Raw genomic sequence first — 14150 nt, 5'->3', positions numbered from 1 at the left:
AAATGTAAAAGATAAAAACTGACTCCACCTTTATCAAGCGTTAAATGAAAGGTGATGATAGAAAAAGGCTCCTAGATTGAAATCTAGGAGCCAAGTTCTTTACCAATCTACATTAGAACTTATAGTTAAAGCCCACAGTTAAAGTGCGACCGTCTAGATCGTAGAACTCACCATCATCATACAGTACAGGGTTACGAGGTGGAGTGCGATCGAATACATTTAACACACCACCACGCACTTCTAGATTGTCCAACACTTGATAACGCGCCGTTAGATCCCACTCTGTGTAAGAAGGTACATCGTTATAGTCGTTATCTTCTGATGTCCACTCTCTATCAAGCACCGTGGCGTGACGATAGTTTGCCGCAAGGGCAACGGTTAGATCTTCCCAGTAGTAGTTAGTCATGAAACGAGCTTTCCAGCGAGGACGATGATATTCGCCTTGGTAACTACGCTCATCTTCAGCTTTACCAGTGTTGTTTTGAGTACGCTCATCCAAGTAGGTAGATACTAATCGGAAGTTAAACTGACCAAAACTTGTATCTAAGCCATAGTTAATTTCAACATCGGTACCAGCGATAAAGCTCGTTGCCGCATTAACTGGCTTTTGATAGAAGTTATCGATTTCTAGGGTTTCTGGGTTACGCTCAATCAAATCGCAGTAAGGATTATCTAAGCTTTCAAACTCATAACAACCATTAACCACAGTAAGCGCTTCTGGTGATACGATCATTTCTTCGATATCGAATTCCCAGTAGTCCACTGTAATAGATAGATCTTCAACAAATTCAGGAGTATATATAAAGCCAATAGTCCAGTCGTTTGCTGTTTCGTTATCTAATTCGGTGTTACCTACGACAAAGCCTGGGTGGTTAGTTGACTTCCATAGGTTAGATGGAGCCCAACCCTCAGGGATCCCCGCTGCACGGCAGTTACGCTCAATGTTCTCGCGATATTCACCGGCGTTATCAATTTCACCCTGTTCACAAGGGTCGTCAAAAGATGCGAATGTCTGCGCGGCAGGTTGATAAAGCTCAGAAATACTCGGTGCGCGAACAGATTTTGAACGGTTAATACGAAAACGCAGTTCATCGTTCAGTACATAGTTAAAACCAACCTTCCACGCGTTATCAGTCCCTGTTGAAGAGTAATCCATGTAGCGGTAAGCCAATTCAAAATACACTTCATCAGCAAAGAACGTATCAACAACAACAGGAACCGAGAATTCGGCCGCAAGCTCTGTTACGTCAAACTCACCTTTAAGCGCATCTGATTGGTTGTTGAAAATAAGACCCTCGCGCATTGCAGGATCAGGCAAAGTAGATGACTTCTCTTCGCGATACTCGGCCGAGAAAGCCGCAGCAAGTGGGCCTGCAGGAAGTTCAAACATGTAGCCAGAAACCGTACCCGCAATCACAGTTTGGTCAATTGAGGCTCTGCGTGTAGCATCGGTTCCAACATAATCTAACGCTTCTTGTGACGCTAAGCCTTTACCCCAAATATTCAATGGAGAACAGCCTGCTTTGGCACCGATCACTTCACCGTCTGCATCACGCTCAGCACACACAATATTGCCATCAATTTCTACTGCATCAATAGCGTCTCTAAAGCGTTGTTCGAATAGCTCACCATACCAAGTCGTGTCTGACTGAACATGGCCTTTGGTAATATATGCGTCATAGCTCCAATCGTCATTGATGATGCCTTCAAAGCTTAGCGCACCACGAATAAGGCTACGTTTCTGGTCGTACTGACGGTGACCGAACAAATCAGCTAGGTAGTAAGCATTGAACGTGTCCATACCTTGATCAGCAAAAAACTGCTTTGTTTGGTCATCGAAAAATGCATTATCTGTACTATTGCCACCTAGGTAGAAGAAAGCTGGCGATGACTCACCATATGCTGACGTATTTGAATATGTCATTTCAAACGCCATAGAGTGATCTTCAGCCAAATCGTAGTTTACATTGATCGACGCATTTAGACGTTCCAGTGGCGTACGAACATACTTGTGCTCTAAGAAGCTATAGCCATCACCTTCGCCAGTATAATATTGAGTATTACGGCTACCAGGTGTTGAGCTTGCGGGAAGAAAACCTTCCGCTGCGAACGGACGGATTGAGCCATCATCGCCAAAGGCGTAGTGGCCACCATCGTTAGCAAAGAAGTCACCATTCTTACTGTAGATAAATAATGATGTAGAACCTTCACGATCTAAAGTAGTACGCCCTGGAATGCCATCTTCGTTATCGACATTATCTGGGTGATCTAAGCTGATTACACCATTACGAATGAAATCACGCTGGTCACCTCGTAATTGTTCGTTTTTGGTGTAAGTAATGTTAGCAATAAAGCTACTATTCTCACCTTCGTCACCGAAAGTAAGTGATGTGTAATATGATTCGCCGCCGTCTTGCGTAGGTTGAGAAGTAGAGGCGTCGATTTCCATTCCATCGAATGACTTTTTAGTAATAATGTTTACAACACCAGCGACTGCATCGGAACCATATACTGCAGAAGCACCACCCGTTGAAATCTCAACACGGGCTATCATAGAAGTTGCAATGTTGTTCAAATCAACTGCACTGCTGCCAGGCGCACCGGCAACAAAGCGTCGACCATTAACAAGTACCAATGTACGCTCAGTGCCTAAGCCGCGTAAGTCGGTATTGTTTAAGCCATTTGCAAACACACTGTTGTTAGTTGTTTCTGGGGACAGACCTACTGTTGAGTTAGGCATTTCAGATAAAAGGTCAGCGACATTGGTAATACCAGCGTCAACCAAGTTATCACCGCTAATAACCGTAACCGGAGTTGGTGATAGCTCGCCAATACGTTTAATTTTTGAGCCTGTTACTTGAATACGTTCTACTTCTTGGTTTTGGCCGCCCTCTTCCGCTGCCCATGAAGCACCCGTGTGCGCTACTGCGCCTAAAACCACAGCCGATTTTACAGCAATGGCTAACTTGCTAAATGAAGTCATAGTTATCCCTGTTAAAAATGAAGTTCGTTATTTTTATGTGACTATACCCCCTATAAAGGGCCTAGCCTGAAAACATTTTGTAACACAAAGGAATAAAAATAAAAGCTTTTCTAGACAAAAAATTTAACTTAATTAACAGCAGGTTACACTACTATTAATTTACTTTTGTTTTATTTTATTTAAATTTTTGTAAAAAAATAATGAGGGGAATCCAGATTTAAAAATGATCGGTTGCAGGAAACATGTACAGAATAGAATAAAAACAAGCAAAAACGGGGATGATGACATCAAACCCAAAAGACACAGGTTGCAAATTAAGAAATAATACAGAAACGGTACTTATAGAATAAATTAACATCTACAGAGATTCGCTACAATTACCTTTAATTGCAAAAAAAACACCCTATTGCTATTTTGGGCACAAAAAAAGCCCCTACGCAGGGGCTTTGTTAATTTTAACTTTACCTTAAAAGGTTACATTAACATTTGCGAAGAAGCGGCGACCTACTACATCGTAGATGGCTTCGTTACCACCACTTGCCTGGATATAAGCAGGAGGTAGTTTGTCAGTAAGGTTACGAAGACCCAAGTCTACGCGCATGTTATCTGTTAACTGGTATCGAGCAGATAGATCGTGAGTAACGATACTGCCTACGTATGCAGGAGAAATATCCTCTTCAATATCCCCTTCTGGTGATACATCAAAGCGCGCTGAACGGTCAGTGTAACGTGTCGTCCACGTAAGGTTCAGATCCTGCCAAGTGTACTGAACAGTGAAACGACCTTGCCATTCAGGGTCACCCACTTCACCATTTTCGACATTCACTTTATCAGGACGATTCTGGAACTCGAAATCTTCTAGTTCAATCAAGTGGTTAATGAACAGGTTAAAGGTAAGCTCACCGTCAATATCAAAGTCAGCTAAGTCAGTACGATAGTCAAAGTCGGCGTCAATACCACGTGTAGTGATAGCTGCCGCATTTAGATAACCAGAGCGAACTAGCTCAATGTCGAACGTTTCTGGATCTCGGTCTACTTGGCTACAGAACGCCTCATCGATACCGCCAGCCGCATCAACACAGTTGTCTGCGATACTTTGTGTTGCGATGAATGAAATCGCATCTTCAATCTCAATGTCATAGTAGTCTAAGGTCATTGAGAAGTTTTCAGCAAAGCTTGGGGTCCATACTAAACCACCAGTAAATGAAGTTGACTTCTCTGGTTTAAGGTCCGGATTACCACCACTTAGCGTATCCACACTCACGTTATCGTTAGCTTGGAAGTCAGCTGGAATACCCAGCGCAGCACAGTTTGCACGACGGTTCGGGTTATCATCAATGTTATCCGCATCACATGGATCGGATACGCGACCGAAGCCTGGAGATTGTGGATCGAACGCCTCTGCAATGTTCGGAGCACGCTCTGCTTCGCCGATAGTACCGCGAATACGTAAGTCATCGAAAGGTTGATACATTAGACCGACCTTCCACGAGCTGCTTGAACCAGTGTGTGAGTAGTCTGCAGTACGATATGCCGCGTCTACTGTCAGTTCTTCAGCGAACGACATACCTGCAAGGATCGGGAAGCTCAATTCGATGAAACCTTCACTTACATCGTACTCACCGTATGAATCCGGTGTTGCCGCTGTGGTTAAGAATCCTGCTTTAGAGAACTCATCAGTAATGGTTTCTGATGTTTCTTCGCGGTATTCGAAACCGGTTGCAATGCCGATTGGGCCACCTTGTAGCTCGAATAGTTCTGCACTATCAAACGCAACGTAACCACCAACAACTTCTTGAGTAATTTTGTCAGTACGCGTTACATCAGCACTTACCCAATCTTTAGCAGCTTGTGACGCTTGGTTGAAACCAAATGGATTGTATGGCGCACAGTCACCACCATTCACACTTGCAGGATCAGTATAACCTTCACCTTGCGCAGAAGGCACTTGGCTACGACATGCCACTTCACCTGTAGCAGGGTCAATTACCGCGTCCAGAGCAGCAACAAAATTATCAGGAATAAGATCGTTCAAGGTATTACGAACGTTGTCTGTGCGACCAAACACATAATAAGTGTCATAAGTGAAGTCTGTTTCACTTAACGTGAAGTACCCTTCAAAACCACCTACGAAGCGGAATAGCTCACGCTTGTTAGCAGCGCTACGGTTACCAAGCTCGCCAAAGAATTTCGAGAATGTTGCAACTTCAGTGCCTTGAGAAAGCAAGTCTTGACGCAACGTTTCATCTAGGTAAGGGTTATCTTGAACATTGATAGCCACGTTACCAAAACGGAATGAAGGCTGGAACTGTTGTTTGATATCTGAGCGAACAAATTTAAAGTCACTGTAGAAAGAGTGGTTATCACTCAAATCAAAGTTGAAAGTTGAGCCAACAGTTGTTTTGTCTAAGTCAGGATAAACATTTTCATAATCTTGAGTCTTAAAGCAATATTGGCATCCATCAGGGAAACTACCAAAAGCAAAGCTATTGGTGAATTCGCGCTCAGGCATGAGCTCTGGCACACCATTATTATCAAATGTCCAAATTGAACCAGCGGCTCCAAATGGGTTGATAACACCGTTCTCACTGATACGCTCTGACATTACATTAGGTACGGTTAGCTGATCTGGAATACCATCTTCTTCGCCAGTGTTCTCTGGGTTTTGAATCGTACCATAGTGATTAACTTGACGAATATCATTTGCCATTACTTCACGAATACGATCTTTACCTGCGAAGAAAGTAACGTTACCGCGGCCATCAAACACTTCGGCACCGCCGACGATGCTGTAAGAGTGGTTTTTAGTACCAACACCTTCTGTAGAATTACCTACAGAACCATTAAACTCGAAACCTTCGAAGTCATCACGAAGGATAACGTTTACAACACCAGAAACTGCGTCAGAACCATAGATAGCTGATGCGCCACCGGTGATAACCTCAACGCGTTCGATTAGCGCCGCAGGAATAGTATTTAAGTCCACCTGAGCACTACCAGGTGCACCGGCAACATGGCGTTTGCCGTTTACCAAAGTTAGAGTACGAGCTGCACCTAGGCGACGCAAGTCAGCAGAGGTTACACCAGCTAGTGCGTTGCTGTCGTTGTTACCAATCAGAGTGTCTGTCGAACCTATCGCCGGAAGCTCTGCGAGAACACTACCTAGGTCAGGGACACCTGCTTGAGCGATGTCTTTTGCGCCGATAGTCACGATAGGGGCAGGTTGAGATAGTTTAGGTTTTACAATACGAGAACCTGTAACTTGAATTTTTTCGACTTCTTTGACTCGGTCAGACTCTTCCGCAGCAATCGCGGTGCCCGAAGCAACAGTGCCAAGCAACAAAGAATATTGAATAGCTTTGCTAATTGAAGATTTGTTGAACATTGTTAATTCCCTGAATTTATTGTTATAAAGCGAACCATGACAAGCATTATGTTTAAATCATGTAACTCACAACATACTTTTTACATATAATTCTCAACTTTTACAATAAAAAACAGCACTATTTTCGTGCACCATCAATAATTATGTAAATAAATCTTTACCTGGATTAATTTTTGTTCTGATTATGTCAATTTGTATGACTTATTACCTCATCTCGGGTAACTCCAACACATGCATTCACCTAGCGACGACATAGTAATCAATAAAAAAACCCCAAACTAACTGAGTTCGGGGTTTTATCATTGCGTCAGTGCTTTGCACTGCGTGTTTATAGTTACTCGAAAGTCACTGTCACTTCATTCGAACAAATATCGCCTTCTTGACAGATTTGATAGGTGTAAGAAGTTTGGTCTGCGCGGCGTTCAAAGTCACGATAGCCACCGGTATTGGCAGTGCTTTCTAAGAACTCGCCATTACGGTACACATCCACTTGCTCAGCGCTGCTGCCTTGCCATGCCAATTCAACGCGCATAAAGCCTAAGCGTGTTTTATTAGCACGTACCACTTCGAGTTGCACATCATCTGCGCTTAAAGTGACTTCTTGAGTTAAGGTATCACTGTTACCTTCACTGTCGGTCACAGTCAGGCTTACACTGTACGTGCCATAATCTGCGTAGGTATACATAGGGCTAGCATCAGAGCTGCTGGCACCGTCACCAAAGTCCCACATCCAGCTAACAATATCGCCGTTCACATCAGAACTTGCATCTGTAAACTGCACGCTTAGATCATTAACGTCATAGCTAAAGCCTGCCTGCGGCGGCTGCGCCGTTACTTCGCCAATGCCTGTAAGGTTAAGGGTCCAAGCGTTTAATGTACCCGTGTCAGCACCTACATTATCAGACACCGCTAGCGTCCAATCACCGGTGGCCACTTCACCATTAAAGGCCTCTGAGTTGAAGGTTTCGTTAATGTCATCCGCACTACCGCCACTGCGATTATGAAGCGTAGCTACCGTGCCTGATGGCGAAGTAAGCGTGACAATCAAATCGCCAATCCAAGTGTGGCTGATATCTACGAAGGTATTGGTATCAAACACCGTGACGTCATCTGCAACAGTGATCACTGACGTGATACCTGTTGCGTCATTATCAGGAATGTCCACAGCAGTGGTGTTTTCATAGCTAAACTCAGTTAACCCCTGAGGTAATACGTATAGCTCAACTGACTTTTGCTGTGCTAAATCACCCGAGGTTGCATCAATGGTAAAGCTGTACTCACCCCATTGCGTTTGCGCCGTCGTTGGCACGCTCAGCGTTACCACATCACCTGGCTGTGCAGTGTTGCTCGACAAGCTTGCGCCATCAATGCCTGCAACAAGCGCAAGATCGATTGTTCCTTGCCACTCGGCCACCGAACTAAAGCTCAGCTCATAAGTCGCAGTGTCACCGGCAACAATCTCTTGGTTACGGGGCGCAGCCGTCATTCTAAAGCCTGGCTCAGGGTCAGCATCAATCACCGCTTGGTTCACATTTAAACGTGTACCCGCAACGGTCATTCCATCTAAGTCAGCATTCGCATCACCACTGCTCATTAGCAATTGCTTCACTTCTACTGCACTCAAGCTCGGATTCACCGACAGCACTAACGCTGCAGCGCCTGCAACATGAGGTGTGGCCATTGAGGTGCCGGAGTAGGACGCATAACCGCCCCCCGGCACAGTAGAGAGGATAGCGCTGCCTGGAGCACCCATATCAACACTTGTTAAGCCCCACTGTGAGAACCCTGACATCGCATCGGTGTGCGTTGTACTGGCAATAGAAAGCACTGATTCATGCTCATAGCTCGATGGGTAGTGAGGGTTAACATCGTTATCAACCGCGTCATTACCTGCGGCGGCAACGAAAAGAATGTCGGCATTCTCGCTCGCCGTAATGGCATCCGCAAGCGCTTGGCTAAAGCCGCCGCCACCCCAACTGTTGTTGGTAACACGAATGTTGTGACCGTCATTTTTCAGGGCCACGAAATAATCGATACACTCAATCGCATCCGATGTTGAACCCGTGCCTGCTGCACTGAGGAACTTACAACCAGCGATGGATACTTCGTGGTTTACACCGACAACGCCCTCAGCATTATTACCGGATGCGCCGATGGTGCCAGAGACGTGCGAGCCATGACCTTGGTCATCCATAGGGTCACCATCACCAGTGATGGCATTAATACCGTGAACATCATCGATATAGCCGTTGCCATCGTTATCCACACCGTCACCAGCAACTTCACCAGGGTTCACCCACATGTTCATGGCAAGATCAGGGTGTGAGTAATCAACACCAGTATCGATAACGCCGACAATTACATCTGCGGAGCCAGTGGTAATATCCCATGCTTCAACAGCATCAATATCTGCATCCTCTGTACCACCAGTTTGCCCAAGGTTATGAAGGCCCCATAACTCATCAAAACGGCTGTCGTCAGGCACGCCTAATGCTTTTACTTGGTAATCTGGCTCGGCATATTCCACACCAGGGTGCTTATTAAGAGCCGCCAAGGCTTGTTTGGCACTGACGCCATCGAGTTTAAAATTGGCAAGACGACCACCAAGCACATGCTTATAGCGATCATCGACTTCGTCAGCATTCAAATCGCTGATTTTTGCTTTGACTAAAGACCGTGCTTGAGCACGCACTGCGGCAGAAGTGCCTTGTTTGAATACCACAAGGATGCTGTCGTCATTGTCAGTGGCAGCTGTATCTTTAATGTGAACGCCCGCGTGAGCGCTTAATGAAAGTACCGGAACGAGCGCTAAAGTCAGCGCAGATAGTTTGGTTTTCATAGATCTATTCCATAGAAGTTGTCTGTGTGGCCCGAAGGTACACAGAAGTAAGTGTCTCTTCTCCAAAAGAGCACATACGCAGTCAATGTGTGGCAACCTCTTTGTTGTAGCGACTGTTTTAGGAACACGCAAAACAAAAATGAACAGAAAGTTAAAAACCACTCTTTTTTGTTAAATTTAATCCACAAAGGTTGAGTCTCTCATGCTTTTTTTTGATCCCACTTCGAGCAATTTCAACTCATTTTTTCTCATGCTTTTTTGTTAGCAGCCGCTAATCTCCACCATAAAAATCTACAAAAACAAACGCAACACACTGATTTTAATAAACAAATAATCAACCATAAAAATTGCTAATTTATCTGCTTTCAAAGTGAACTTAGAGTGAATACCTCGGTAGGAAAATGAGTATTACTAATATTGATACCTTGCAGCACCAATCCATGCACTGTGCATGCAACTATCAGTGACCCAGGAGGGAATATGGCTCGTTGCAATTACTCAACAAAGCATTGGAAGCAAGTTTTTCCCATGCATGCTCGTAATTGCAACTTAGTGACGAGTGTTATTTCTCTCCCAACGCTTACCGAACTCTTAGGCTTCTCCGTATTCCAGCGCCCGGCTACTTATTTACGGCTAAGGCAAAGGAATGACGCCATACGCACCAGTGACCGTTGGCTTTTACTACTGCCAACACCTTTTAGGACAACAACGCTGCGCTCGTTTACACGCTTTTTTGATTAACCCAGTTCAGGTCGGCAACCCTGAGATGAGCCTTTTCATTTGTAACGTCGTCGCAGTAATAACAAACAACAAGGAGATAAGCGTGAAGCTTTCTAAATCTATTTTAACCTGCGCCATCGCGATGGCCCTATCAACAGGTGCTTACGCACAAAGCGAAGACAAACCTGGGTCAACATCTGCACTTGCTAACGTAGAGCGTGCAGCCGCCGTTGGCAATGAGCTCACAATTTCACAAACGTCTGTACAGGGTCTAGGTAACAGCGCCAGCTCTTTGCAGCAAGGCGACGCCAACCTTACTGAGATCACTACGGTAGGTGATGGTAACCAAACAGATGCCATGCAAATAGGTAACGGCAATGTGGTGTTGGTGACCACACAAGGCGACAACAACCAGCAATCTTACAACCAAGATGGCGAAGCGAATGGCGCATTAAGCGAAGTGACTGGCAGTGACAACCAAATCGCGGTTGAGCAAAATGGCACTGGTTTCTTAGGCATCAACAATGAGGCCATCAACGTGATTGGCGGCGATGCAAACCAAATTAATGTTGTTCAGGGCGACGGCGGGCACTGGTTCTACAACCTGGATATGCAGGGCAATGCCAACGTGGTTAATGCACAGCAAGCTGGATTATGGAACGAAGCGCAATTTACGTCGGTTCAAGGTGATGCCAACGACCTGAGCGTAGAGCAGGATGGTTTTTGGAACCAACTATCCGTCACTTCTATTAATGGCAGCATGAACGAATTTGCCAGTGAACAGCTAGGCGATACCAACGTCATCAGCATTGGCGATATTTTCGGAGATGAGAACGAACTCGCTGTTGAGCAGGAAGGCGCGAATAACAGCACTGATATCGTCTCTATCGAGGGCAATGAAAATGCTCTGTCAATTGATCAAGAAGGCAGCGCGAATACTTTTGAGTCGGCTCTATTCTCTGGTGATGGAAACGAGCTAAACGTTATGCAAATGGGTGATAATAACGCAGCATCAGCTGAGGTATTAGGCGATGAGAACGATTTCAGCGCAACCCAAAATGGCAGTGGCAACGAAGTGTATCTTGGCGTGCTAGGTAACAACAATGAGTTTGATGCTATGCAAATCGGCAACGACAACGCCACGCATGTTGTTAACTTCAACGGCAATGACAACGACGTAGCAGTTGCCCAATCTGGTGACATGAACACCGCTGTTATTGAATCATCTTACCCAGATCCAAGCATTGCCAGCAACGATAATGATATCGCTATTACTCAAAGTGGCATGGGCAATGAAGCTGTATTGACCATGGGCTCAGTGATGGAAAGCTCAAGCAACCAAGTCGACTTGGTACAAAGTGGTGAGCTCAATGCTATCGACCTCATGGTAGAAGGCAGTGGCCACAGCATTGATATCGCCCAAGAAGGCGGCATGAACATGGTTGCCGGCATGGGACAAGGTGCGTTCGCAGTCGCAGGTGAAGGTAATACTGTGTCTATCAGTCAACTTGGTGAGGGTAACTTGGTTGAAGGCTCGGTTATGGGCACTGGTAACACCGTTGCTGTCACTCAAGTCGGTGACTATAACTCTGCAACTGTTGTACAACAGTAAAGCTCTAATGGGAGGGGTAACCCTCCCTTTCAGCCGATGATGAAGTATTTTCTCACCACCCTGATTGTGCTCCTTGCCCTGACTCACACGTCAAGCAAAGCACAAGAAGTGGAAATTGACGGCCTCGTACTCGATCGCAGTATTAGCCGCTTTGGCCACCAATTTTACTTTAATTTCTCACAGTTATGGCGCGATCTACCGGATACCAGCGGCACCAACGTGGTGATCAAAGAAACGGTGCTTCCTCGTGCTGGCACCCGCCTTGAAGTACTCATGAATAATGAATTGGTATACGTCACTTTTATGGGCCGACGTGGTGGGCCACTTAAAGAGCGTGTCGAAAGCGCGATGTTCGCGATTATGGACGCCATGGCGCGCGCCAGATTTAAACAACACTCCCCTGATCTAGCAGCAAGTGGATGGTAAAAATGAAAACAATAATTTATGCACTTTTGCTTTGTGCGTCACTGCCACTGATGGCCACTGAGCTTGTATACAAACCTATTAACCCATCATTTGGCGGAAACCCGTTAAATGCCAATATGTTGCTCTCTAAAGCACAAGCCCAAAATAAGCACCGGGCCCCTATCAGTGAAAAAACCTATGGTGAAAAGTTTCAAGAATCGTTGGAGCGTACGTACCTCAACCGCATGGTTCGTGAAATTACCGATATCGCCTTCGGTGACGATGTTGAAGACAGTATTTTTAACCAAGACTCCATCTTTATGAGTGGCGACTATCAAATCCAGATTATCACCAGCACCCCTGATAGTATCACCGTGCAAATAACCAATACCCTGGATGGCACTGTCACCGTAATCGAAGTACCGAGGTTTGGCTAATGAAACGTATATGTGCATTTTTACTATTGGCTTTGCTTAGCGGCTGTTCGGCTATCACCTCGACTGTGCCCCCAGATGAGCAAATTGCTGAGCAATTGGCGCTCACAGAGACCTTTGCCGAACTAAAAGCGCTACCTAATCCCAGAGGCGCAATTCCCGTCTCAGTTTATTCATTTCGCGACCAAACGGGGCAATATAAGCCGCAAGAAAACGTCAGCTCGTTTTCTACCGCCGTAACCCAAGGTGCGAACTCTATTCTGATGCAAGCGCTGCATGAAACCGACTGGTTTGTGCCCGTGGAGCGTGAAGGATTACAAAATTTGCTTACAGAGCGAAAAATCGTGCGAGCGGCGATGAGTGATAAGGGCGACAATGCCCCAGAGCTGCCACCTTTGACCACCGCCAAAATCATTCTTGAGGGCGGGATCATCAGTTACGACAGTAACGTAAAAACCGGAGGCTTAGGTGCAGAATACTTTGGTATCGGCGCCTCAGAGCTGTACCGTGAGGATGTTATCTCTATTTATATGCGTGCGGTCGATGTGCGCACCGGGCAGGTATTGCTGTCGGTTGCCACCAGCAAAAAAGTACTCTCACAAGAGATGCGTGCTGGCTTTTTCCGCTATGTGAGTTACAAGCGCTTGTTGGAAGCCGAAGCGGGCTTCAGTGATAACGAACCCATGCATATTTGTGTCACGCAAGCGATTGAAAAAGCACTGACGTTACTCATAAAAGACGGCATTAACAAAGGGGTATGGTCGGCGCGAGCCAGTTGATCACCTCTGCACTGACACAATAAAGGCGCCTCGTTTGGCGCCTTTATTTTTGCTCAATGGTAACCTTGCGTTCAATAGCATGCTGAGCAGGTTATTGACGCTGTTCCATGACGCGAGATGCCACCGGAATATAGCGCTGTGCCCAATTGGCCAATTCAATACGATTACGCGAGTTGGTCTTACGAAAAGCACTGTATATATGCGTTTTCACTGTGTGGTTACTGATGTTCAAAGCGCAGGCGATATCATCATTTTTAGCCCCCTTAGCCAACAATGAAATCACCGACTTTTCCCGTGCGGTTAGCACACTTAAGTCGATATCGCTGTGGCGTTGCGCCGATAGTGCATCGGTGGCGGGGAGCTGTTGAATTAGATCGCCAAAGGCATTGGAGATAGCCTTGCGGCAAAACCATAGCTCGCCGCCGAGGACGCGGCGCACGCCTTTAAACATATGCTCAGGACTGTCATCGTTATAAAGCGCGCCTTTGAGATTCGCCAGCAGCGCTGTGCGTTCGTTGAGCGCGTGGCGCTGAGCATTAAACACCGCAACACTGTGCTGGCGCGCTAACTGAATGATCTCCTCGCTGAGCATTTCTTGGCAATCACAATACGCAGCATCCACTAAAAATAGTGCAATGTGTTCGCGCTCACCCACCTCAGGCAGGCGGGTATCGACCTTAACGGTTGTTGCGAGCGTTTCCAATACTTTGAGTAACAACAAGAAATCGTCGCTTTGAGTATTTGCATTATCTTTTGTTAAGACAAACAACTGCTTGTTATTCATTACTTCTTCCTCTGAAGCACCCAAACACTGGGGGGGAGCATTGAGTGTACCTATTTAAGCTTTACTATCAAGACTAACTCCGCACAAAATAAACATCTTGTTTACATAACAACAATAGAGCTAAGCCTCTAACAACGCCTTTATTGCATCATAAGAGTGCAAAAATGCACTCTATGAACTAATAAATTTAATGGCATCTAGAGATAGTA

General features: G+C 45.7%; 8 protein-coding genes. 4 read left to right on the top strand and 4 right to left on the bottom strand.

Annotated elements, in window-relative coordinates; translation table 11 throughout:
* Nucleotides 1–112: 112 nt before the first annotated feature.
* The 3 genes from FIU82_RS18535 to FIU82_RS18525 all read right to left on the bottom strand — a co-directional run bounded on the left by FIU82_RS18535 (nucleotide 113) and on the right by FIU82_RS18525 (nucleotide 9207).
* On the bottom strand, nucleotides 113–2983 hold the full coding sequence (locus FIU82_RS18535; protein WP_045978889.1) for a TonB-dependent receptor: 2871 nt from the start codon (nucleotides 2981–2983) through the stop codon (nucleotides 113–115).
* A 466-nt stretch (nucleotides 2984–3449) separates the two neighbouring features.
* A complete protein-coding gene (locus FIU82_RS18530) occupies nucleotides 3450–6368 on the bottom strand; it encodes a TonB-dependent receptor (RefSeq protein WP_045978888.1) in 2919 nt (972 codons plus the stop codon).
* Nucleotides 6369–6702: 334 nt separating this feature from the next.
* Entirely contained in the window at nucleotides 6703–9207 is a 2505-nt protein-coding gene (locus FIU82_RS18525) for a S8 family serine peptidase (RefSeq protein WP_152441909.1), read from the bottom strand.
* An 823-nt stretch (nucleotides 9208–10030) separates the two neighbouring features.
* Here FIU82_RS18525 and FIU82_RS18520 point away from each other — a divergent pair.
* Genes FIU82_RS18520 through FIU82_RS18505 form a run of 4 tightly spaced genes read left to right on the top strand, consistent with a single transcriptional unit; the run spans nucleotide 10031 to nucleotide 13157 of the window.
* Nucleotides 10031–11539: a curlin gene (locus FIU82_RS18520; protein ID WP_045979035.1), complete on the top strand. Its 1509-nt coding sequence runs from the start codon at nucleotides 10031–10033 to the stop codon at nucleotides 11537–11539.
* Between the two features lie 39 nt (nucleotides 11540–11578).
* Complete coding sequence (locus FIU82_RS18515) at nucleotides 11579–11965, top strand: curli production assembly/transport protein CsgE (protein WP_253946394.1); 387 nt, start codon at nucleotides 11579–11581, stop codon at nucleotides 11963–11965.
* Nucleotides 11959–12381: a curli assembly protein CsgF gene (locus tag FIU82_RS18510; RefSeq protein WP_022945045.1), complete on the top strand. Its 423-nt coding sequence runs from the start codon at nucleotides 11959–11961 to the stop codon at nucleotides 12379–12381. Before FIU82_RS18515 ends, FIU82_RS18510 begins: the two co-directional genes overlap by 7 nt.
* Nucleotides 12381–13157, top strand: a complete 777-nt coding sequence (locus FIU82_RS18505; RefSeq protein WP_045978885.1) for a CsgG/HfaB family protein — start codon at nucleotides 12381–12383, stop codon at nucleotides 13155–13157. Before FIU82_RS18510 ends, FIU82_RS18505 begins: the two co-directional genes overlap by 1 nt.
* A gap of 91 nt (nucleotides 13158–13248) precedes the next feature.
* Here FIU82_RS18505 and FIU82_RS18500 read toward each other — a convergent pair whose 3' ends face one another.
* Entirely contained in the window at nucleotides 13249–13941 is a 693-nt protein-coding gene (locus tag FIU82_RS18500; RefSeq protein WP_022945043.1) for a response regulator transcription factor, read from the bottom strand.
* Nucleotides 13942–14150 lie beyond the last annotated feature (209 nt).

The organism is Pseudoalteromonas sp. THAF3 (genome assembly GCF_009363775.1).
Taxonomy (GTDB): domain Bacteria; phylum Pseudomonadota; class Gammaproteobacteria; order Enterobacterales; family Alteromonadaceae; genus Pseudoalteromonas; species Pseudoalteromonas ruthenica.
Note: the sequence above shows the minus strand (reverse complement) of the source record. Positions and strands in the feature narration are given on the sequence as shown.

Bases quoted from the DNA above. Each gene is read 5' to 3' on its own strand.
- FIU82_RS18535 (WP_045978889.1), bottom strand. From the start codon at position 2,983: ATGACTTCATTTAGCAAGTTAGCCATTGCTGTAAAATCGGCTGTGGTT.
- FIU82_RS18530 (WP_045978888.1), bottom strand. From the start codon at position 6,368: ATGTTCAACAAATCTTCAATTAGCAAAGCTATTCAATATTCTTTGTTG.
- FIU82_RS18525 (WP_152441909.1), bottom strand. From the start codon at position 9,207: ATGAAAACCAAACTATCTGCGCTGACTTTAGCGCTCGTTCCGGTACTT.
- FIU82_RS18515 (WP_253946394.1), top strand. From the start codon at position 11,579: ATGAAGTATTTTCTCACCACCCTGATTGTGCTCCTTGCCCTGACTCAC.
- FIU82_RS18510 (WP_022945045.1), top strand. From the start codon at position 11,959: ATGGTAAAAATGAAAACAATAATTTATGCACTTTTGCTTTGTGCGTCA.
- FIU82_RS18505 (WP_045978885.1), top strand. From the start codon at position 12,381: ATGAAACGTATATGTGCATTTTTACTATTGGCTTTGCTTAGCGGCTGT.
- FIU82_RS18500 (WP_022945043.1), bottom strand. From the start codon at position 13,941: ATGAATAACAAGCAGTTGTTTGTCTTAACAAAAGATAATGCAAATACT.